The 18,482-nt window shown below is 62.7% G+C and carries 18 protein-coding genes, 4 pseudogenes and 1 riboswitch; of the genes and pseudogenes, 11 read left to right on the top strand and 11 right to left on the bottom strand.

Annotated features, from left to right (window positions below; translation table 11 throughout):
* Positions 1-24: 24 nt before the first annotated feature.
* From G9X64_RS37295 to G9X64_RS16375, 4 genes and pseudogenes are all read right to left on the bottom strand, one after another.
* Positions 25-141: pseudogene (locus G9X64_RS37295) on the bottom strand (SAM-dependent methyltransferase); the annotation flags it as partial.
* On the bottom strand, positions 137-901 hold the full coding sequence (locus G9X64_RS16385; RefSeq protein ID WP_171377004.1) for an ABC transporter ATP-binding protein: 765 nt from the start codon (positions 899-901) through the stop codon (positions 137-139). The pseudogene G9X64_RS37295 and the gene G9X64_RS16385, both read right to left, overlap by 5 nt.
* A 2-nt stretch (positions 902-903) precedes the next feature.
* Positions 904-1,932: a FecCD family ABC transporter permease gene (locus G9X64_RS16380; protein ID WP_171376951.1), complete on the bottom strand. Its 1,029-nt coding sequence runs from the start codon at positions 1,930-1,932 to the stop codon at positions 904-906.
* Positions 1,929-2,946: pseudogene (locus G9X64_RS16375) on the bottom strand (ABC transporter substrate-binding protein). The gene G9X64_RS16380 and the pseudogene G9X64_RS16375 overlap by 4 nt, the downstream one beginning before the upstream one ends.
* 179 nt (positions 2,947-3,125) lie before the next feature.
* Positions 3,126-3,380, bottom strand: a riboswitch (cobalamin riboswitch).
* A 215-nt stretch (positions 3,381-3,595) separates the two neighbouring features.
* On the opposite strand from G9X64_RS16375, the gene G9X64_RS16370 reads away from it, so the two are divergent.
* Both G9X64_RS16370 and G9X64_RS16365 read left to right on the top strand, forming a co-directional pair.
* Complete coding sequence (locus tag G9X64_RS16370; RefSeq protein WP_168313910.1) at positions 3,596-3,853, top strand: type II toxin-antitoxin system Phd/YefM family antitoxin; 258 nt, start codon at positions 3,596-3,598, stop codon at positions 3,851-3,853.
* Positions 3,850-4,233 carry a type II toxin-antitoxin system VapC family toxin gene (locus tag G9X64_RS16365; protein ID WP_168313911.1) on the top strand — a complete coding sequence of 128 codons (384 nt, stop codon included), beginning with the start codon at positions 3,850-3,852 and terminating at the stop codon, positions 4,231-4,233. Before G9X64_RS16370 ends, G9X64_RS16365 begins: the two co-directional genes overlap by 4 nt.
* A 31-nt stretch (positions 4,234-4,264) precedes the next feature.
* On the opposite strand, the gene blh is transcribed toward G9X64_RS16365, so the two are convergent.
* A complete protein-coding gene (blh, locus tag G9X64_RS16360) occupies positions 4,265-5,545 on the bottom strand; it encodes a bifunctional sulfur transferase/dioxygenase Blh (RefSeq protein WP_171376950.1) in 1,281 nt (426 codons plus the stop codon).
* Between the two features lie 164 nt (positions 5,546-5,709).
* The gene (locus G9X64_RS16355) at positions 5,710-6,078 is read right to left on the bottom strand and encodes a DsrE family protein (RefSeq protein ID WP_129420144.1); all 369 of its coding nucleotides are present in this window, start codon (positions 6,076-6,078) and stop codon (positions 5,710-5,712) included.
* Positions 6,079-6,147: 69 nt separating this feature from the next.
* On the opposite strand from G9X64_RS16355, the gene G9X64_RS16350 reads away from it, so the two are divergent.
* The 3 genes and pseudogenes from G9X64_RS16350 to G9X64_RS36595 all read left to right on the top strand — a co-directional run.
* Positions 6,148-7,143 (top strand): AraC family transcriptional regulator, encoded by a 996-nt coding sequence (locus G9X64_RS16350; RefSeq protein ID WP_171377003.1) that lies wholly within the window; start codon positions 6,148-6,150, stop codon positions 7,141-7,143.
* Positions 7,144-7,272: 129 nt separating this feature from the next.
* Positions 7,273-8,991 carry a DUF1254 domain-containing protein gene (locus G9X64_RS16345; protein WP_376766400.1) on the top strand — a complete coding sequence of 573 codons (1,719 nt, stop codon included), beginning with the start codon at positions 7,273-7,275 and terminating at the stop codon, positions 8,989-8,991.
* A 19-nt stretch (positions 8,992-9,010) separates the two neighbouring features.
* Positions 9,011-9,263, top strand: a pseudogene (locus tag G9X64_RS36595) (helix-turn-helix transcriptional regulator); the annotation flags it as partial.
* A 522-nt stretch (positions 9,264-9,785) separates the two neighbouring features.
* On the opposite strand, the gene G9X64_RS16340 reads toward G9X64_RS36595, so the two are convergent.
* From G9X64_RS16340 to G9X64_RS16330, 3 genes and pseudogenes are all read right to left on the bottom strand, one after another.
* Positions 9,786-10,268 carry a cupin domain-containing protein gene (locus G9X64_RS16340; RefSeq protein ID WP_171376949.1) on the bottom strand — a complete coding sequence of 161 codons (483 nt, stop codon included), beginning with the start codon at positions 10,266-10,268 and terminating at the stop codon, positions 9,786-9,788.
* A 42-nt stretch (positions 10,269-10,310) separates the two neighbouring features.
* A pseudogene (locus G9X64_RS16335) lies at positions 10,311-10,691 on the bottom strand (VOC family protein).
* Positions 10,692-11,024: 333 nt separating this feature from the next.
* Positions 11,025-11,288 (bottom strand): DUF1127 domain-containing protein, encoded by a 264-nt coding sequence (locus tag G9X64_RS16330; protein WP_171376948.1) that lies wholly within the window; start codon positions 11,286-11,288, stop codon positions 11,025-11,027.
* A 176-nt stretch (positions 11,289-11,464) separates the two neighbouring features.
* On the opposite strand from G9X64_RS16330, the gene G9X64_RS16325 reads away from it, so the two are divergent.
* Both G9X64_RS16325 and G9X64_RS16320 read left to right on the top strand, forming a co-directional pair.
* The gene (locus G9X64_RS16325; protein ID WP_171376947.1) at positions 11,465-13,477 is read left to right on the top strand and encodes a BTAD domain-containing putative transcriptional regulator; all 2,013 of its coding nucleotides are present in this window, start codon (positions 11,465-11,467) and stop codon (positions 13,475-13,477) included.
* Positions 13,478-13,584: 107 nt separating this feature from the next.
* Positions 13,585-14,121 (top strand): ATP-binding protein, encoded by a 537-nt coding sequence (locus tag G9X64_RS16320; RefSeq protein ID WP_168313917.1) that lies wholly within the window; start codon positions 13,585-13,587, stop codon positions 14,119-14,121.
* Between the two features lie 114 nt (positions 14,122-14,235).
* On the opposite strand, the gene G9X64_RS16315 is transcribed toward G9X64_RS16320, so the two are convergent.
* Together G9X64_RS16315 and G9X64_RS16310 are read right to left on the bottom strand one after the other, a co-directional pair.
* Positions 14,236-14,643, bottom strand: a complete 408-nt coding sequence (locus G9X64_RS16315; protein ID WP_168313508.1) for a hypothetical protein — start codon at positions 14,641-14,643, stop codon at positions 14,236-14,238.
* Positions 14,644-14,711: 68 nt separating this feature from the next.
* Positions 14,712-15,197, bottom strand: coding sequence for a hypothetical protein (locus G9X64_RS16310; protein WP_168313509.1), 486 nt, complete (start codon positions 15,195-15,197; stop codon positions 14,712-14,714).
* Positions 15,198-15,331: 134 nt separating this feature from the next.
* Here G9X64_RS16310 and G9X64_RS16305 point away from each other — a divergent pair, with 134 nt between their 5' ends.
* From G9X64_RS16305 to G9X64_RS16290, 4 genes are all read left to right on the top strand, one after another.
* Positions 15,332-16,000 (top strand): response regulator transcription factor, encoded by a 669-nt coding sequence (locus G9X64_RS16305; RefSeq protein WP_171376946.1) that lies wholly within the window; start codon positions 15,332-15,334, stop codon positions 15,998-16,000.
* Complete coding sequence (locus G9X64_RS16300; RefSeq protein WP_171376945.1) at positions 15,997-17,367, top strand: sensor histidine kinase; 1,371 nt, start codon at positions 15,997-15,999, stop codon at positions 17,365-17,367. Before G9X64_RS16305 ends, G9X64_RS16300 begins: the two co-directional genes overlap by 4 nt.
* A gap of 252 nt (positions 17,368-17,619) precedes the next feature.
* Positions 17,620-17,856 carry a hypothetical protein gene (locus G9X64_RS16295; RefSeq protein ID WP_168313921.1) on the top strand — a complete coding sequence of 79 codons (237 nt, stop codon included), beginning with the start codon at positions 17,620-17,622 and terminating at the stop codon, positions 17,854-17,856.
* A gap of 13 nt (positions 17,857-17,869) precedes the next feature.
* Complete coding sequence (locus tag G9X64_RS16290; RefSeq protein WP_171376944.1) at positions 17,870-18,478, top strand: hypothetical protein; 609 nt, start codon at positions 17,870-17,872, stop codon at positions 18,476-18,478.
* Positions 18,479-18,482: the final 4 nt, after the last annotated feature.

Here is an 18,482-nt window from a genome sequence, read left to right as displayed (position 1 = left end):
GAAGAGAGCGGGGCCGCCCAAGACAGCGCCGGCCTCGTGACCCCTGGCTATCCTATGGCCGAAAGCGAGGTCGAAGGTCTCCGACCGTCTCGACCAGTAGAATCTCGTCCTTGAGGTCGGAATCCCCAGCCATCCGTCAATCCATGACGTACTGGATATGATGCCGGCCGTGCACGGCCGATTTCTGGACATGGGCACGAACGCCGAAGACTCGGCCGATCATATCCTCCGTCAGCACCTCCTCCGGCGCGCCGGAGGCAACGACCTCGCCCTTCTGAAGCACCGCCAGCCTGTCGCAGAACATCGCCGCCAGGTTGAGATCGTGCAGCGCGACGATACAGGTGATGCCGAGCTTAGAGATCAGCGAGAGAATGTCGAGCTGATGCTGGATATCGAGATGGTTGGTCGGCTCGTCGAGCAGCAGTTCGCTCGGCGCCTGCGCCAAGGATCTCGCAATATGGACGCGCTGGCGCTCGCCGCCCGACAGCGTCTGCCAGAGCTGGCCCGCCCTCTCCTGCATGCCCACCCGCGAAAGGGCCTCGTCGACGGCGGCGTCGTCTCCGGCACTCCAGGACGACAACAGCCCGCGATGCGGCGTGCGGCCGAGCCGCACCACGTCGCGTACGGTCAATTGCGCATCGGTCGTCGACTGCTGCTCGACGAAGGCGACGCGACGCGCAAGGACGGCGCGCGGCAGCGAGGAAATGTCGTCGTCACCCAGCCGGATGATGCCGCTGCGAACCCTGCGCAGCCGGCAGATCAATCTGAGAAGGCTCGATTTGCCGGAACCGTTCGGCCCGAGCAGGCCGAGCACCTTGCCCTTTTCCACCGTCAGGCTGACGCCATTGACGATGACGATATTGCCGGTGGCAAAGCTCACCTCGTCGATGCTGATGCTGATGCTCATGAACGATAGAGGATGACGGCGAAAGCCGGTGCGCCGAAGAGCGCGGTGACGACCCCGATCGGCAGGATCTGCTGCGGGATGATGATGCGCGAAATGATATCGGCGCCGATCATGTAGATCGCGCCGCCGAGCGCCGTTGCCGGCAGCAGCCGCCTATGCGCTGGCCCGACGACGAAGCGGGCGGCATGGGGGATGACGAGGCCGACGAAGCCGATCGAGCCAACCATACTGACGACGCTTGCCGTCATCGCCGCGGTCGTACCGAAGAGAGCGATCTGGACGCGGCGCACGGAAATGCCGAGCGAGGCGGCCGCATCCGTGCCGAAGGCGAAGGCGTCGAGCGCCCGCACATGGGCCATGCAGATGATGAAGCCGGTAAGCGCGACCGGCACCGAAGAATAGACATCGGGCCAACGCACGCCGCTGAGCGAACCCAGCAGCCAGAACAGGATGCCGCGCGCCTGCTCGGCATTCGCCGATGTCGTCACGATATAGGAGGTCAGTGCATTGAAGAGTTGCGAACCGGCGATGCCGCACAGGATGATGCGCTCGCCGGTTCCCCCCGTACCCGTCGCCAGGATGCCGACCAGCAGAAAGGCAATGACCGCACCGATGAAGGCGCCGCTCGACAGGCCGAGAACACCGTAGCCGAAACCGAGGATCATCACGCAGACGGCCCCCGTCGAGGCGCCGGCGGAGATGCCGAGCACATAGGGTTCGGCCAGCGGATTGCGCAGTAGCGCCTGCAGGATCGCGCCGGACAGCGAGAGCGACGCGCCGACGCTGGCCGCGACGAGCGCCCGGCTCAGACGATAATCCCAGACGATGCCCTGATGGATGCGGCTGAGCTCGAAATCCGTTCCGAACAGCCGGTTCGAAACCGCCTCCGCGGTGGTCGCAAGCGGGATTGCGATCTCGCCGATGGAAACGGCAAGGCTGACCATCAGCCCGAGAAGCAGAAACGCTGAAATGGTGAGCGCTGCAAGCGCCCACCATCCCTGTTGCCGAACCGACACTGCCTTCATTGCGCCAGGCCGAAGGACTTGATGCCGTTCGCCAATGTCTCGATGCCGTCGATCGTGCGGATCGTCGGGTTCATCGACTGCGCGTCCATCATCACGAAGTGCTTGTTTTTGACCGCGGTGAGCTCCTTGGTCACAGGATCGTTCTCGAGGAAATCGACCTTGACCTTCGGATCGTCGGCCGCGTAACGGCGGCGGTCCATCGTCGCCAGCACGATGACTGCCGGGTTCGCCTGGACGATGGTTTCCCAGCCGACCAGCGGCCACTCCTCTTCCGTCGTGACGACATTCTTCGCGCCGATCGTCTTCAGGATATAGGCGGGCGCGCTGTTTTTACCGGCGATGAAGGCGTCGCCATTGACCTCCTTACTGGAGAACCAGAAGACGACGCGCAGCTTCTTGCCCGAGGCGCCCGATATCGAAGCGACGGCATCCGCCTCGCGCTTCTTCAGCTCGGAAATCAGCGCATCGCCGCGCTCCTTTACGTCGAAAATCTCCGACAGCTCGGCGATCTCTCGGTAGATCAGCTCCATCGTGAACAGTTCCCCACGCACGCCGTCGCCGCCATCGGTGTTGACCTTGGCGACGCAATCGGCCGGCGCGAGATAGGTATTGATCCCAAGATCCTTGAACTGCTCCCGCTTGCCGACCGAGCCCTGAGCGCCGACATGCCATTCGAACTCGGCCGTCACCAGGTCCGGCTCCTGCCCGACGACGGATTCGAAGCTCGGATCATTGTCGGCGAGACGTTTGATCTTGCTGTTGGCCTCGGCATATTGCGGCAGGATAGGACCGACCCAGACGGCCGTACCAGTGATCTTGTCGGCAAGGCCGAGTGAGAAGAGTACTTCGGTCATGCCCTGGCCGATTGAAACGATCCTGGCGGGGCGCCTTCTGGAATGTCACCTGCTGGCCGCAATTGGTGATGGTCAACGGATATCGGGTCGCGGCAAGGCTTGGTGCCGCAAGGCCGGCGAGCCCGAAGGCGAATGTCATGGTGGCGAGAATCTGGCGCATGGAAAACCTCGATGAGGGGAAAAATCACGGCTGTTCCGCGCATGTGCGCGGACCGAAAGCACGCTTAGGCGTGCACTAGCCGCAGGAGGCCCAATCGAGACGGGATCCATGCCCGAATTCGGCGAAGGTTCAGCAGGTCAATCATATCTGTTCCTTGTCCGGGCATCCCCGCCCGGTTGATTGGATCGTGATTGACGGCAGGTCTCCTGGCTTGCGGATATCCGTCGTTTCATCCTCCTTCCCGCGATATTTCGCAGTGGGCAGGGCCATGAGCCCTTCAGAGATGGCCAGTCGCTGGCCACTTGAGATGATCGACAATCCGCTTACAGTTGCGGGGGCAGCCACGGTCTCGGTCCCTGCTGGGTCGTCCTCACCGTGTTCCCTATTAATCCCCTTGGAGGCATCTTCAGGGAACCGTCGCACCCAGTTACGTCGCCTGCCCGCCCGACGTCAATGATTATTGCGGAGGCGCCACGCCACCAGCGGATAAATATATCCCGCGCATGGCCCCACGCCGCCGTTCGGTGCGCGAACTGCCGTGGCGGTCGGTCTTGTCCATGAGCTCCGAAAAATATCCGTTGATGCGGTCCAGTGAATGGTCTAATTTTCCAGAAGAAACCGAGTTGCACCGGTTCTGGGGAGGTGAACGATGCGAGTGTCTGTGACGGATGCCAAGGGGCAATTGACCGAGTTGGTCCGGCGTGCCGAAGCCGGGGACGAGGTCATTCTCACCCGGCACGGTCATGCCGCCGTGAAACTGGTTCCGGTGAGGGCAGCGCCCGATCGGAAATCCCGTCGGACGCTCATGGAAGCTGTGCGCGCCTCCGCCATTGCCAAAGCCGCCGACGGGCCGCCGGCCGCACGTAGCCAGGATTTCCTCTATGGCGATGACGGCCTGCCTGAATGATCGCCGTCGACACCTCCGCCCTGATGGCGATCGTGCTTGGCGAACCACAAGCCGATGCCGTGATTGCAGTCCTCGAAGCCGAAGAAAATCTCCTGATCTCCGCCGGCACGGTCGCCGAAGCCTTGATCGTCTCGGCCCGCCGCAACGTCGGCGATGAGATGGAACAACTGATCGACGGCCTCGGCTTCGAAATCGTCGCCGTCACCCCCGCCTCCGCCCGCCGCATCGCCGAAGCCTACCGCACCTGGGGCAAAGGCGCCCACCCTGCAAGCCTGAACTTCGGCGACTGCTTTGCCTATGAAGTCGCTAGGGACCATGGGTGCCGACTGCTATTCGTGGGGGATGACTTCGCTAGGACCGATATGGAAAACGCGCTTTGAACGATGCGGCGGTTGCCGGCGCCGGCCGCCCCTACAACGCATCCAACGGGATCTTCAAATACCGCCGGCCATTCCCCTCCGGCTCGGGCAGCCTCCCGCCGCGGATATTGACCTGCAGCGCGTGCAGCATCAGCTTCGGCTTCGGCAGCGTGCGGTCGCGCGCCTGGCGCAGCGCCACGAAGCCCGCCTCGTCGATGCCTGCGATGTGGGGGGTGGCGCGCTTCTGCGCCGCCACCGTGCTTTCCCAGCGCGGGTGCCGGGCGCCGGGCTGATAGTCGTGGCCGGAAAAGAGCCGGGTCTCCTCGGGTAGCGACAGGATGGCCTGGATCGAGTGCCAGAGGGCGCTCGCACTGCCGCCCGGGAAATCCGTGCGAGCGGTGCCCGAATCCGGCGTGAACACCGTGTCGTGCACGAAGGCGGCGTCGCCGACCACATAGGTGATCGAGGCGAGTGTGTGCCCGGGCGAAAACATCACGCGGGTTTTAAGCGCACCGATCTCGAAGGTGTCGCCATCGGCAAACAGCCGGTCCCATTGCGAACCGTCGGTTTTAAGCGCCGGCCAGTTGTAGATCTCCTTCCAGAGCGTCTGTACGTCGGTGACATGGGCGCCGATCGCCGTCGGTGCCCCGGTCTTCTCATGCAGATAATGCGCGGCGGAGAAGTGATCGGCATGCGGATGCGTATCGAGGATCCACTCGACCGTCAGCCCCTCGCTTTCGATGTGAGCGAGGATGGCGTCGGCATTGGCCGTTCCCGTCGCCCCCGACATCTCGTCGAAATCGAGCACCGGATCGATGATGGCGCAGCGTTTCGTCGCCGGGTCGGAAACGACATATTGCACACTGCAGGTGCGGGGCTCGAAGAAGGCCTTCACATGAGGCGTCTGCCCTGCACGCTTCTCCAGCCAGCGGCGCGCGCCGGCAAGATCGAAGCCGAGGTTTTGACCGAAGGCTTCGACATCCCCGGGCTTCATCCGCCCGTCCAGCACCTCGCCCAGCGCATGGAGCGTCAGCGCGCGCGTGCCGCTCTTGCAATGCGCGACGACCGGTCCCTTGGCCTCGGCCATCGCCGCCTGGAAGGCGAAGATATCGGCCTCGGTAATCTCGGAGCCTTTCACCGGCACGAACTCGTAGGAAAGCCCGGCGGCAGCGGCCGCCGCCTTTTCCGTAGCATTGCCCGGCTGATCCGGCTCCTCGCCATCAGGCCGGGCATTGATGACGGCGGCAAAGCCGTCTGCGGCGAAAGCGGCGAAGGCTGCGGCGTCGGGCTGCCCCGCCACCGATAGCAGTTCATTGACCTTCACGCATGTCATTAAAGCCCCCGAAAGCCTCGCGCCGCCCTCGTCATGCAGTATCGCATGTATATCGACCCAATCACACAAGTATATTTCTGAGCGCAAGAATGCCGCAGATCAAGAAAACTTGAGCATGCTGGCGTAAGACGCTCCTCAACGCCCACCGGACCCGGCTCTCCTCGTCAAAACGACAGCGTCGCAGCACCCTCCTTGATCTCGGCATGCATGGCGCTGGCGCCGACGATGACGATCCCGTCGAGCAAGTCTTCCTGCGTATAACCGCGAGAGGTCACGCAGGGCGGGCAAGCCCAGATCGTCCCGCCGCGCTGCTGGAAATTCTCGATCAGGCTCGCGAGCGGATCGAGCGGCGGCACATGCGTCATGCGCTGGCCGCCCTTGCGCACCAGGTCGATCCCAGTGCTGGTGAGAAATACCGAGACCTTCAGCCCGGCAGTGATGCCGCCATTGGCAATGGTGAAGGCGACGGAGGACAGTTCGGATTCGATGCCCTTGGTCACGAGCACGACCAGTTTGTCGCTTTGAGTTTGCATAGTATTCTCCTCCAGTGGGTTTGAACGAGCTCATGATAGGAGGGCGCGCGGCGCGCGTATTTGGCCGGAATGCGTGAAGCCTTGTCTGAAAATCCAGATGCTGCGGGTGTTGCGCGCGACGACGTGCTGTCGGCGCTGCTGTCGACGATCCGCCTTTCGGGGTCGCTGCAATTCTGCTTCATGCCGACGGGCGACTGGCAGACCGATGCCGCGCCGTCGCTGGCGGGCCTTTCGGCCAAGGCCTCGGGCACGATGCCGTTTCACATCGTTGTGGAGGGCCGCTGCTGGCTGAAGACGGAAGGCGAAGAGAGCGAGCTGGAGGCCGGCGACGTACTGGTCTTCCCCTTCGGCACCGGCCATCAGCTCGGCGCAGGCAGAGACGGCATGCTGGTACTGCCGACACGCGACCTGCCGCAGAAGCCATGGCGGGAGATTCCCGTGCTGCGCTATGGCGAGGCGGCGCAAGGAGTGCGGCTGCTCTGTGGCTATCTGCAATGGGACGGGTTGAGCTTTGCGCCGCTGCGTCAAGCGCTGCCCAGGCTGATCCATGTGAGGACCCGGGCCGCCAATGACGGCGACTGGCTGCGCGCCACCATCCGTCAGATGGTCGAGGAGGTCGACAGGCCTCGCGCCGGCGGCGTCTCGATGCTGCCGCGGCTGACCGAAATCATCTTCATCGAGATCCTGCGCCATCGGATCATGATGGCCGAGCCGCGCTCGGTCGGCTGGCTGGCAGCGCTCGCCGACCCGGCGCTGTCGCGCTGCCTCTCCCTCATTCACGACGATCCCAAACGTGACTGGTCGCTGGAACAACTGGCCGCCGCCGCCGGCCTGTCGCGCAGCGCGCTGGCCGACCGCTTCCAGACGATGCTCTCGACCTCGCCGATCCGCTATATCAGGGACTGGCGGCTCTACCTCGCAAGCGTGGCGCTCGCCACCTCAGGCCAGCCGATCGCGTCGATCGCCTATGACGCCGGCTACGCCACCGAAGCCGCCTTCAACCGCGCTTTCTCCCGCAGTTTCGGCACCCCACCGGCGGCCTGGCGCGCGACGGCGCGGGATTAGCCTACGGTGCGCACGCCTTGACTGAAAACCGGCCCTGAGACGGCCGCTGTTACCCACTGTAGCCGTAACGTACTTCCGCTCGGCCGACGTTTCTGGCCCAGTCTTCGCATATGGTCAGAGGTACGACAGATGCGCGACGTAGAATTCGGCCCCGAAACGTCGAAGGAGAAGGGAAACTGGATCAGGATAGTGCCCGGCAAGGGCTGGTTCCCGATCTTCCGCTTCTACAGCCCGACGGAGGCCTATTTCGACAAAAGCTGGAAGCTCGAAGAGGTAAAGGCGGTGAAGCAACAGGCGGGCTTCCGGCGCCAGATTGCCATTCGCACGCAAGTTACGCCGCAGTTTACTGTAACATACTTGCGCTTTCCTGCCTCGACTGCGCACCATTCGCCGTCGACATTGGTACCATCAACCTTGATGAATGGGAGAACCTCCATGGATATCACGAAGCGGGACTTCACCAAGGGTCTGGTTGTCACGGCAGGTTTGGCGGGGCTGAGCCCGCTCAAGGTCAGGGCGGCCGATGTTGTCGAGGACGAGGCGCGCGTGATCGCCAAGGAGGCCTATATCTACGGCTTTCCAATGGTCGACAACTATCGCATCCAGCACGCCTATTTCGTCGATACCGCGAACCCGGAATACAAGGGCCCGTGGAACCAGCTCGTCAACATTCCGCGCGTCTATACGCCTGCCGACACGGCAGTGCAGACGCCGAACTCGGACACCCCCTATTCGATGCTCGGCCTCGACCTTCGCGCCGAGCCGATGGTGCTGACGGTGCCGCCGATCGAGAAGGACCGTTATTTCAGTATCCAGCTGATCGATGCCTATACCTTCAACTTCGATTATATCGGCAGCCGCGCCACCGGCAATGATGGCGGCAGCTTCCTGATCGCCGGGCCGAACTGGAAGGGCGAGACGCCGAAGGGCATCACCAAGGTTATGCGGTCGGAGACAGAGCTGGCGCTTGCCGCCTACAGGACGCAGCTCTTCAACCTCGGCGACCTTGATAATGTGAAGAAGATCCAGGCCGGGTACAAAGCGGAGCCGCTGTCGAAATTCCTGGGCCAGCCGGCACCTCAGGCCGCGCCTGCGATCGATTTCATCAAGCCACTGACACCGGCCGAACAGAAGACCTCGCCCGAATTTTTCAACATTCTCAATTTCATCCTGCAATTCTGCCCGACCGATCCCTCCGAGACCGAACTAATCCAGCGTTTCGCCACGATCGGCATCGATGCGGGCAAGACATTCGACGCCGGCACGCTTCCCCCCACAACCGAAACCGCTATCGAACAGGGAATGGCCGACGCATGGGCCGATCTCGCGGCATTGCACAAACGCATCGAGGCGGGCGAAGTGACCTCGGGCGACATGTTCGGTACGCGCGCCTATCTGAAAAACAATTACCTCTACCGGATGGCCGCCGCCGTGCTCGGCATCTACGGCAATTCCAAAGAGGAGGCGATGTATCCCGTCTATGCCCTCGATTCCGAAGGCAAGAAGCTCGACGGCGCAGCCAAATACACGGTCCATTTCGCCCCCGACAAGCTGCCGCCGGTCGATGCCTTCTGGTCGCTCACCATGTACGAGCTGCCCCAGAGCCTGCTCGTCGCCAACCCGATCGACCGCTACCTCTTGAATTCACCGATGCTGCCGCAATTCGTGAAAGATGCCGACGGCGGGCTGACTTTCTACATCCAGAACGAATCCCCCGGCAAGGACAAGGAGCCGAACTGGCTACCGGCGCCGAAAGGCCCTTTCTTCATCGCGATGCGCCTCTATTGGCCGAAGCCGGAAGCGCTTGACGGCACATGGAAGCAACCGCCGATGACGAAGGCAGGATGAGGATGCTGAGGGGGAACTCAGGAGCGGCCGGCTACTGAAGCTCGCCGCTGCCTCCGGCCCGTCGCGCAGCGCCCTCGCTGAACGCCCCCAGGCGATGCTTTCGACATCGCCGATCGGCTATATCAGGGACTGGCGGCTCGACCTCGCAAGCGCCGCGCTCGCCACATCAGCTTAGCCGATCGCGGCGATACGATGCCGGCTACCTCCAAGCATCCTTCAACCGCGCCCTCGCCACTCCGCCGGCTGTATGGCGGGCGATGAAGCGGGAGTAGGACGTGAGATCCGTCAGACATCGAGTCGACAGCATTCACCTGGTCGGCAAAGGTTCCGCTTCTTGCCAGTTGCCGCCGCCGCCACGCCAGCGCCCAAGAGAGCCTCATCCTGAGGTGCCCCGCAGGGGCCTCGAAGGACGAGGCGGGTGCGCAGTGTGGCGGCAACATCGATGCAAGGAGCAGCGCTGCAGCGTGTCCTTCGAGGCTCCGGCCTTTGGCCTGCGCACCTCAGGATGAGGGGCGTTGGAGGTCGCGCCCGATAAGCTCTCGCAGAGGTTTGTAATTCAAGGCAGCGCACCAGAATTCGATGGCGCGCGCAACATCCCATACACCCCAGACAATCGACCCAATCGTAAGCATCAAATGTGCCTCCTCAAGACCATATGCGCGCGTCGGTGACATGGACGCCGTGCGGCTAGGACATGCGGATACTTCCAAGCGACAGGACTCTTGAGAGAGTGCCGTGCCGCGAAAGCGACCGCGCCGACAATAGACAGACCCGATCAACACCCTGATGATCAATCAGCGCGGTTGCAGGCCTGTCGATCCGAGGGCCAGGGTGATGTCGTTGATGATCCCCAGTCGCGCTTCGATCACCGCGATTTTCTCAGGCGTATCGGCACCACAAGCCTCGATATCGATGAACATTTGCTCGCAGCCGCCTGGCGTGACCGTGCCGAACATCTGGCCGGGTTCGTCGCCTATGTTTCGCCAGCTGTGCGGTACATGTGGCGGCAGAACGACGACGGTTCCCACAGGCGCGTCGAACGCCTCGTCGCCGCATTGGAATCGATAGAGCCCGCGGATGACCCGAAAGACTTCCGTCTCCCGCGTATGCGTGTGCGGGGCCGGACCATGGCCGGGCGGCGTGAAAGTTTCCCACATCCCGAACGCGCCGCCGGTCTCGGCGGCCGTGGCATGGATGACGATCCTCGCGCCAAACGGCGTCCTCGCCACGCGCTCCTTGCCGGGTAAAGAGACGACGGCGTTCCTGAAACTCGACATATCTACCTCCCCTCGATTGCGATCTTGGGCGGAGCCTGCGCCTCACCCCTGCGGCGCCGGCTCATTGAGCATCGCTTCGATATTGTATCCGTCGGGATCGAGAACGAAGCAGGCATAATAGTTCTCTTCATATTACGGCCGCGGGCCGGGCGCGCCATTGTCCCGGGCGCCGGCTTCGAGCGCTGCGCGATAAAACGCCTCGACCTCCGCCCTGCTTTGGACCCGGAAGGCAACGTGCAGACGCGTCACAGGCGGCTTGTCGTCGGTGTGCTGGATCTCGAACAGGCTGCCGCCGACATCGAAGGTCCAGAACACGGCCTCCTTGCCGAAGGAGAGGCGATAACCCAGAGGTTCGAGAGCGCGTTCATAGAACCGCTTGCTCTTCTCAAGGTCACTCACTGCAATGGTAATATGATCGATCATGCCGTGCCCTCCCTAGCGTTTCAGCGTCCGATCATAGTCGAAATCGCCGCGGCGGAAAAACAGACGGCCGATGGCGAAGGGTGAATGCTAGATCGCCAGCTCCTGCCCAGACAGAGCGGACTCGCCACACCCGCAGCCCCACCTGCCCGCCAGACAGCAAAAGCCCCGCCAATCATTGACGGGGCTGTGCATGCTGAAAATCGATCGGCATTACATCCTGGGATGGGGAATCAATGATTGCCTTCCGCCAATCCAATCTGGTGCCAAGCTTGCGCCTTGGATCCTCTCCTTGTCGACCGACAGCCGACGCGTCCGCGGAGTCGAACATTCCGACTATCGCATCGACATCAACTTCGTCATCAGCCCTGCCTTGATTTCGAGCACGGGTCGATTGACTCCGGGATGGCCGATATCATCCCGGGGATAACCGATGTCCCTCAGCTGGTCGGGCGTCAGGTCTGCCAATGCTTTCCGTCTTGCGACGCTCCGCTGCCACTTCCTCAGAACAGCGACGATGATTGTTACGCCGTTCGGCCTGGGCCTGAACAACTCTCCTTTCGGCGCGCTGATGCCGGCATGCGTTTCCGTGTGAGCCATTTTCAGTCTCCCATGTGTGAGATTTGCAAGTGGGAGCCTGACACGCGGGCGTATTCCGGCTGTTCGGTTCAGCGTGAACGGCCAGGAAAACTTCGACAAGCCGCCGCTAAATCGGTGTTAAATCTATCTGCCGAAATGCTATTCTGCGGCGGCGGTCGAAATCTGGGAGACGATCTTTGCGCATCAGGTTGCTGGGTGGCCTTGAAGTGATGTCCCGGGAGCGCCGGCAAATCCGCTTCACCACGCGCAAGACGTCGCTTCTCTTTGCTGCCCTGGTGATTGCAGGTCGCCGTGGCCATCGGAGGGAACGGCTTTCCGAGACCTTTTGGCCGGGACGAAGCAGTGAGCAGGCCCGCAATAGCCTGCGGCAGGCGCTGGTGGATATTCGGCGATCGTTCCCGAGTGGCGGAGATGCCACCGTCTACATTGACGCGGATCAGGAGACCGTCGCGCTGATAACAGGTCCTGAAGAAACCGACATTTCGATCTTCGACGGTAAACTGGAGGCCGGCCGGACGGCCGATCTCGCCTTCGCCGCCGATCTCTACCGCGGCGAGGTGCTGGCAGGCGAGGCCATTCCGGACGAATTGGACGAGTGGTTCAGCCCCTATCGGAGCACATATCAACGCAAGGCGCTGCAACTGGTGGAGCGGTTGAGCCTCGCGTTCTCCGAGCCGGGCTCCGCGGATGAATCGGCCTGCGAAGGGCTGGCCGAAAGGCTGCTCGCTGCGGACCCGACCGTGGAGGCCGCCCATCGGGCGCTGATGCGGATCCATGCTCTCAGAGGTCACGAGAACGCGGCCTTGCGCCAATACGAAGCCTGCCGGGCGCTCTTGAAGAAGCATCTTCAGGTAGAACCGGAGGCAGAGACCTCCTCCCTGGCCGCTTCACTGCAATCGCGGCAGGGATCGGAGCATCGGCGGACGGCGCCCGACCTCAACGTCGCCTCGCAGCCGCAGGTCTTCCCGGCCCCGACGAAACAACACGATCGGCCATCGGTTGCGGTGTTGCCGTTTCAGAATTTGAGCGGCGACGCGGAGCAGGAATATTTCGCCGACGGCATCGTCGAGGACATTACCATCGCACTTGCTCAATTCCGCCATCTCTACGTCATCGCCCGGAATTCGAGCTTCACCTACAAAGGTCAGGCGGTCGACATAAAGCAGGTCGGGCGCGAGCTGGACGTGCGCTATGTGGTCGAAGGAAGTGTGCGCCGGACGGGTGACCGCCTGCGCATCGCAGGCCAACTCATTGACACCTCGACGGGTGCGCACCTCTGGGCCGATCGTTTTGACGGAACTCTGGCAAATGTCTTCGATCTTCAAGATCAGATCGCCTCGAGCATCGTCGGCGCCATAACGCCGAAAGTGGAGGAGGCTGAGATCGAGCGTGCCAAACGCAAGCCGACCGAGAGCCTCGACGCTTACGACTACTATCTCCGCGGCCTGGCGGCCTTCGACCGGACGATCACCAACAGATCGGTCATCGACGAGGCCCTGCGGCTGTTCATGGAGGCGATCGAGCGTGACCCGGAATTTGCCGTAGCCCATGCGCGGGCGGCACGCTGCTATGCTACGCGAAAGAGCAATGGCTGGATGTTCAATCCCGCAGACGAGACGGCCGAAGCGACCCGGCTGGCCCGGAGAGCGGTCGAACTCGGCTGGGACGATGCGGTTGCGCTCACCTACGGCGGATATGTCATCGGTTATGTCGGCGGTGACCTCGACGACAGTGCGGCCTGCATCGATCGCGCAGTCTTTCTCAACCCGAACCTGGCGGCGGCGCTCGGCGTCAGCAGCTGGGTGAAGGCTTGCCTCGGCGAGCCCGATAAGGCCGTAGAACACGCAGCCCTTGCCATGCGCCTCAGCCCTTTGGATCCGCGCCTGTTTGCCTGGCAATTCAACACCGGGCTCGCGCATTTTTGCGCCGGCCATTACGACGACGCTGCCGCTTGGGCGGCAAAATCGCTACGGCACCAGCCGAACTACCCGAGCGCCATGCGCGTGATGGCGGCGGCCCAGGCCATGGCCGGGCGGATTGCAGCAGCCCAGGGTACGATCGCTCGCCTGTGCCTGATGGATCCCGCCCTCCGGCTTTCCAATCTCGCCGACGTGCTGCCACCATTCCGGCGACCGGACGATCGCAGTCGATATATCGAGGCTCTCAGGATAGCGGGACTGCCGGAGTAGCTACCGCTTCATCGGCTTCTTCGGAACGAAGGGGTCATGCCGGGTTATTGCCGACCCCCTATCGGCTAATTGCGAGACGATGCTGCTTCGTGCGAAATTGCCATGCTATGAATCACACGGGCGAAGTTCTCATTCTCACCGGGCCGCCGGGCTCGGGAAAAACCACGACTGCCGAGGCGCTCGCCCGCGAGCCCGGCTCGCCGAAGGTCCATCTTCATTGCGACGACTTCTGGCACTTCATCAAGAACGGCGTGATCCCGCCCTATCTGCCGGAAGCGCATGAACAGAATATCGTTGTCGTCGACGTTTTGACGAAGGCGGCGTCAGGCTATGCCGCCGGCGGCTACTTCGTCGTCGTCGACGGCATCGTCGGGCCGTGGTTCCTGGAACCGTTCCGGAAAATCGCGGCACCCCTCCACTACGTGGTTCTGCGCCCGCCGCTCGATGTCGCCATCCGGCGCTGCCGCGAGCGTGGCGGCGACACGCTGACCAATCCCGGCCCTATTGCGGAGCTCCATCAGCAATTCTCGTCACTTGGCCCGTTCGAGCAAAATGTCGTCTCCACGGAGGGGCACGACAGGGAAGACACGTTGCGCACGGTGATCGAGGCTATGCGCAGGGGGACGTTTCGCCTGGCGTCATAACGCCGCTGAGCCGAAGCCCTCAGTCGCTGACGTCTTCGAGAAACCCACAAAACCGCCCGCGAGAAATCGCGGACGGTTGCATCATCGTGTGGCACCCGCCTCAGGCGACGATGATCAGTCCTGCCCCTGCAGGCGGTCCATCACCTGCAGCAGCAGATCGGCGCAGGCCTTCATCGGTTCGTCCTCGGCGCATTTGAGATCAATCCGGGTATTCCCATCCTCAATCCGGAAATGGGCTGCCTTGGACGGCGGTGGTGGCGGCGGGCGATGACCGCGGAAACCACGGAAGCCCATGTCGCCTCTCCGACCATGCCAGCGGTAATCGGGGCGATCTCCCGGCCTCGCATCCGGCCGGTCCATCATCTGCTCATCGTCATCAGGAGCAGACGGGGACGGAGGCGGCGAGCCGGGTTCGACTGCGGCGGGTGGGCTCCCGGCGGATGGCGGAGCGGGCGGCTGTTGGGCAAAAGCGGTGCCGGCCAGTGCGGCAAGGGCAAGGCCTGATAGGAGAAGTCGTTGCATGGGAAGCGTTCCTTTCGGAGTTATAGGGAGTGTCTGTAAACACCGCAGCGCGGCTTTGGTTCACGCCGTCAGGGCCTGTGATCGAAATCTCCAAACCGTCTGTGCGGCGGACCTTTCGGCGGACGCAGCGCTTCGGTTCGTCCATCCTGGCGAACGAGGTAGCTCGCACGCACGAAGCCATCATCGAAACGCCCCTGCACGGTGACCGCTTCATCCCTGCTGACGAGAGCCCCGCCCTCACCGGCCCGGCCGGTTTCAACAAGCGCCTTGCCGCTCTCGTCCTGCAGGATGAACTTGTTGCCGTAGATCTCGGCGACCTTGCCCTTGATGGTGATGAGGCTTGAGGCGGGCATGGCCGAAATCGCCACCGGCGTCAGCGGCGCCATCTCCGGCGCGGGATGCATCATCTTCACGGCGCCCGCGCCCCCGGCAATACCGATGACGAGCGCTCCGACGGCGGCGATGACGGGAAGCGCCAGCCGGCGCCGGCGGTGTCCCGGCGGCACGGGCGCAGCACCCTCGGGATGCGCGTTGTCCTGGTCTTCATCAGGCATATATCTGCTCCTTGCTTCAGTAATGGCCACACTCTAGCCGCCCCACGCCCTCGCCTGCCTGAACCTCGCCGTTCAGATTGAGTTAAGCTCGGCCCGATAGTTTCGGCGTACTCCCGAAAGGAAAGCCCTGCCCCATGCGCGTACTGCTCGTCGAAGATGACGAAGACCTGAGCGGACGGATCGCCGCCGTGCTGCGATCGGAGAATTTCGTCGTCGATATATCACGCAACGGCGAGGACGCTCTCCATGCGGGCCTGACCGAACTCTTCGATGTCGCCATCCTCGACCTCGGCCTGCCGAAGATCGATGGCGTCAGCGTGCTGAAGGGCTGGCGCGAGGGCAGCCGCAACCTGCCGGTTCTGGTGCTGACGGCGCGCGACGGCTGGCCGGACAAGGTCGCGAGCTTCAAGGCCGGCGCCGACGATTTCCTCGCCAAGCCTTTCAAGGTGGAGGAACTGGTGCTGCGCCTGCGCGCCCTCGTGCGCCGGGCGGCCGGTCACGCCGCCGCGCGGCTTACCTGCGGCGCGCTTGTTTTCGATGCGCAGCTCGGCACCTTCGAGCTCGACGGCCTGCCGCTGAAGCTGACGGCGCTGGAATGGCGCGTGCTCTCCTGCCTGATGCTGCGCAAGGAGATGGTCGTCGACCGGCGGGAACTGACCGAGCGCGTCTATGAGGGCGATGCCGAGGTCGACTCCAATTCCATCGAGGTCATCATCGCCCGCCTGCGCAAGAAGCTCGGCGCAAACAGCATCGAGACGGTGCGCGGCCGCGGCTATATGCTGACGGCGGCAGCGGCGCCATGAGGGCCCCTTCCCTCAAGCCGAGATCGATCGCAGGGCGGCTGCTGATGTTTTCGGGCATCTTCGTGACGCTGGCGCTCGTCATCGCCGCCATCGTGCTCTTTCTGGCGCTGAGGACTGTCGTGCGCGACCAGATCGACCAGCGTCTCGACACCCAGATCGGCGCACTTGCCAGCGCCGTGACGCGTGACGCGCAAGGCAGGCTTGCCCTGTCCGCGCCGCTCGATGCGCCGCCCTTCGATCGCCCCTCCTTCGGCTGGTACTGGCAGATCGACGGCGCCGGCCAGCGCCTGACCTCGCGCTCCCTGATGAACGGCACGATCGACGCGCCGCCGCCCCGGCAGAATCTGCGCCATGTGCTGATGGGCATGCCGACATCGGGCTTGGGCGGTGAACGCGGGAAAGGGCCGCTCTACCTGCGCCAGACCGTTCGCAACATCGACGGCGTGACGCTGACGATCACCGCGACGGCGCCGATGATCGCCCTTGTCGGCCCGGCATTCCGCGCGTTTTTCTGGCTGGTGCCCTGCATGCTGCTGCTCGGCGTCGTGCTGATGGCCGGCACGCTCTGGCAGATCCGCTTCGGCCTCAGGCCGCTGAAATCCATGGCGGCCAATATCGACGCCATCAACCGGGGAGAGCGCGCTCGCCTGCCCGATGAGACGACAGCCGAGCTTGCACCGCTCTCGCTGAAAACCAATGCGCTGCTTGAAGCCAACGAGGAGCGGCTCGCGGCAACCCGCATGCAGTTCGCCAACCTCGCCCACGGACTGAAGACGCCGGTGGCAAGCCTGCTGCTCGCGCTCGACGAGCAAAACGATCCCAAGGGCGCGTTACGCGCCCTGGCCGCCCGGATCGACAACAGGATCAAGCACCACCTCGCCGCCGCCCGCCGGGTGATGGCCTCGACCGACAATGTCGCCAGCACCGACCTGGCGGCCTCCGTCGCCGATCTCCACCGCGCGATCGGCCAGATCCACGCCGAGCGCAACATCACCTTCGACACCGATATCGCCCCGGGCCTGCGCGTCGCCTGCGACGAAAGCGATGTCGAGGAAATGCTGGGAAACCTGATCGACAACGCCTTCAAATGGGCCGCCTCCCGCGTCACCCTCCGCGCCCACCGCGACGGCCCAACCGCCCGCATAGTGATCGAAGACGACGGCCCGGGAATACCGGCGGATCGGCTGGATGCTGTGCTGCGGCCGGGTGTGCGGGAGGATGAGCGGGTGCCGGGGAACGGGTTTGGGCTGAGTATCGTGAGCGAGCTGGCAGGGTTGTATGGTGGGTCGCTGGTGCTGGAGGCGAATGGGGCGGTGGGGTTGCGGTGTGTGTTGTGTTTGCCGGTAGCGATGGGGTCGGGGCGGTAGGCGTCGTGCCGGCGGCAATCTTCATGAACCGGACGACGCTTGGGACGGTGTTATTGTTGGCCGTCCTTCGGACCCTTTATGCAATCACAGATTGGCGTGAAATAGAGAGCTTGTCCGGCATGTTCGGCTTTTGATAAGCCGAATTCGACGACGAATTTCTCATCGTTGTACTTAATCGCCGAAGCGAGGAACTCTCCTAAACGACCGCAGTCTCCCATACCGGAACCCGTATACATCGATAGGTTTTTGCCCTTGAAGGTTCCCTTCAGCACTTTCTGGATCTCAAACTCGCCACGCGAATACGAACACCGGTCCTGCGATGACGAAGATGAATGCGAGCAGGCAATTGGCATCGGACGGCTGGACGGCTTATATCGCTGCGGCCGCAATCAGCAGGCCGTGTTTCAGATAGGTCATCAGTGCCGCGCCCTCTTCTTCAAATCGCCATCTATCCTGCGTGTTATTGTTGATCAGGGAATCAAAAAATGACCGGTAGCTAAACGTGGCACAGTCGGAAAAACGTGGCGACAAGTTTACGTGGACATATGCAATCTGGTTTTTACCGTACCTGGCGCAACATTGGCTATGGTGGCTGGCCCCCAAATGGGACTGGTGGACCATCAGCCTCATCACTTTCGCGCTGACCGTGATCGCCATCGCCGGTTCCATCTGCATCAACTTGGCGCGGCGGCGCTGGCGGCGTGTCGCGTCGCTCTTGCTCACGCCTCTTCCGTGGATAGTCATTATTTACATCGTTGCGGCCACCGGCATAACGCCCGACAGCGTTCGACTTGCTTTGAACAAACAAGCGTATCTGGCAGAGATCGAACGAACCGATGTGACGAGCGGTGAGCCGCGATTCAGGACATTTGCATGGGGCAGTATGTTCAAGGCGATAACATCCACGACGCTTGTGTACGATGAGAGTGATGAGATTGCCCTGCCCAGCGGCGAGCAATCCGCCACCTGGCAACAGCGAACCCAAAAACTGTGCTCGGAAAAGAAAGAATGCGTCAATCTCTATCCTGGTTCGGACTGGCCCTTCAGCGTCAGCAAGGTTGGCGAACACTTCTATATTGTGTATCAAAACTTCATTGACGCATTTCCCTAGCGAT

Source organism: Rhizobium sophorae, from assembly GCF_013087515.1.
Lineage (GTDB): Bacteria > Pseudomonadota > Alphaproteobacteria > Rhizobiales > Rhizobiaceae > Rhizobium > Rhizobium sophorae.
The sequence above is the reverse complement of the archived record's forward strand: the minus strand, read 5'-3'. Positions and strand labels throughout refer to the sequence as shown.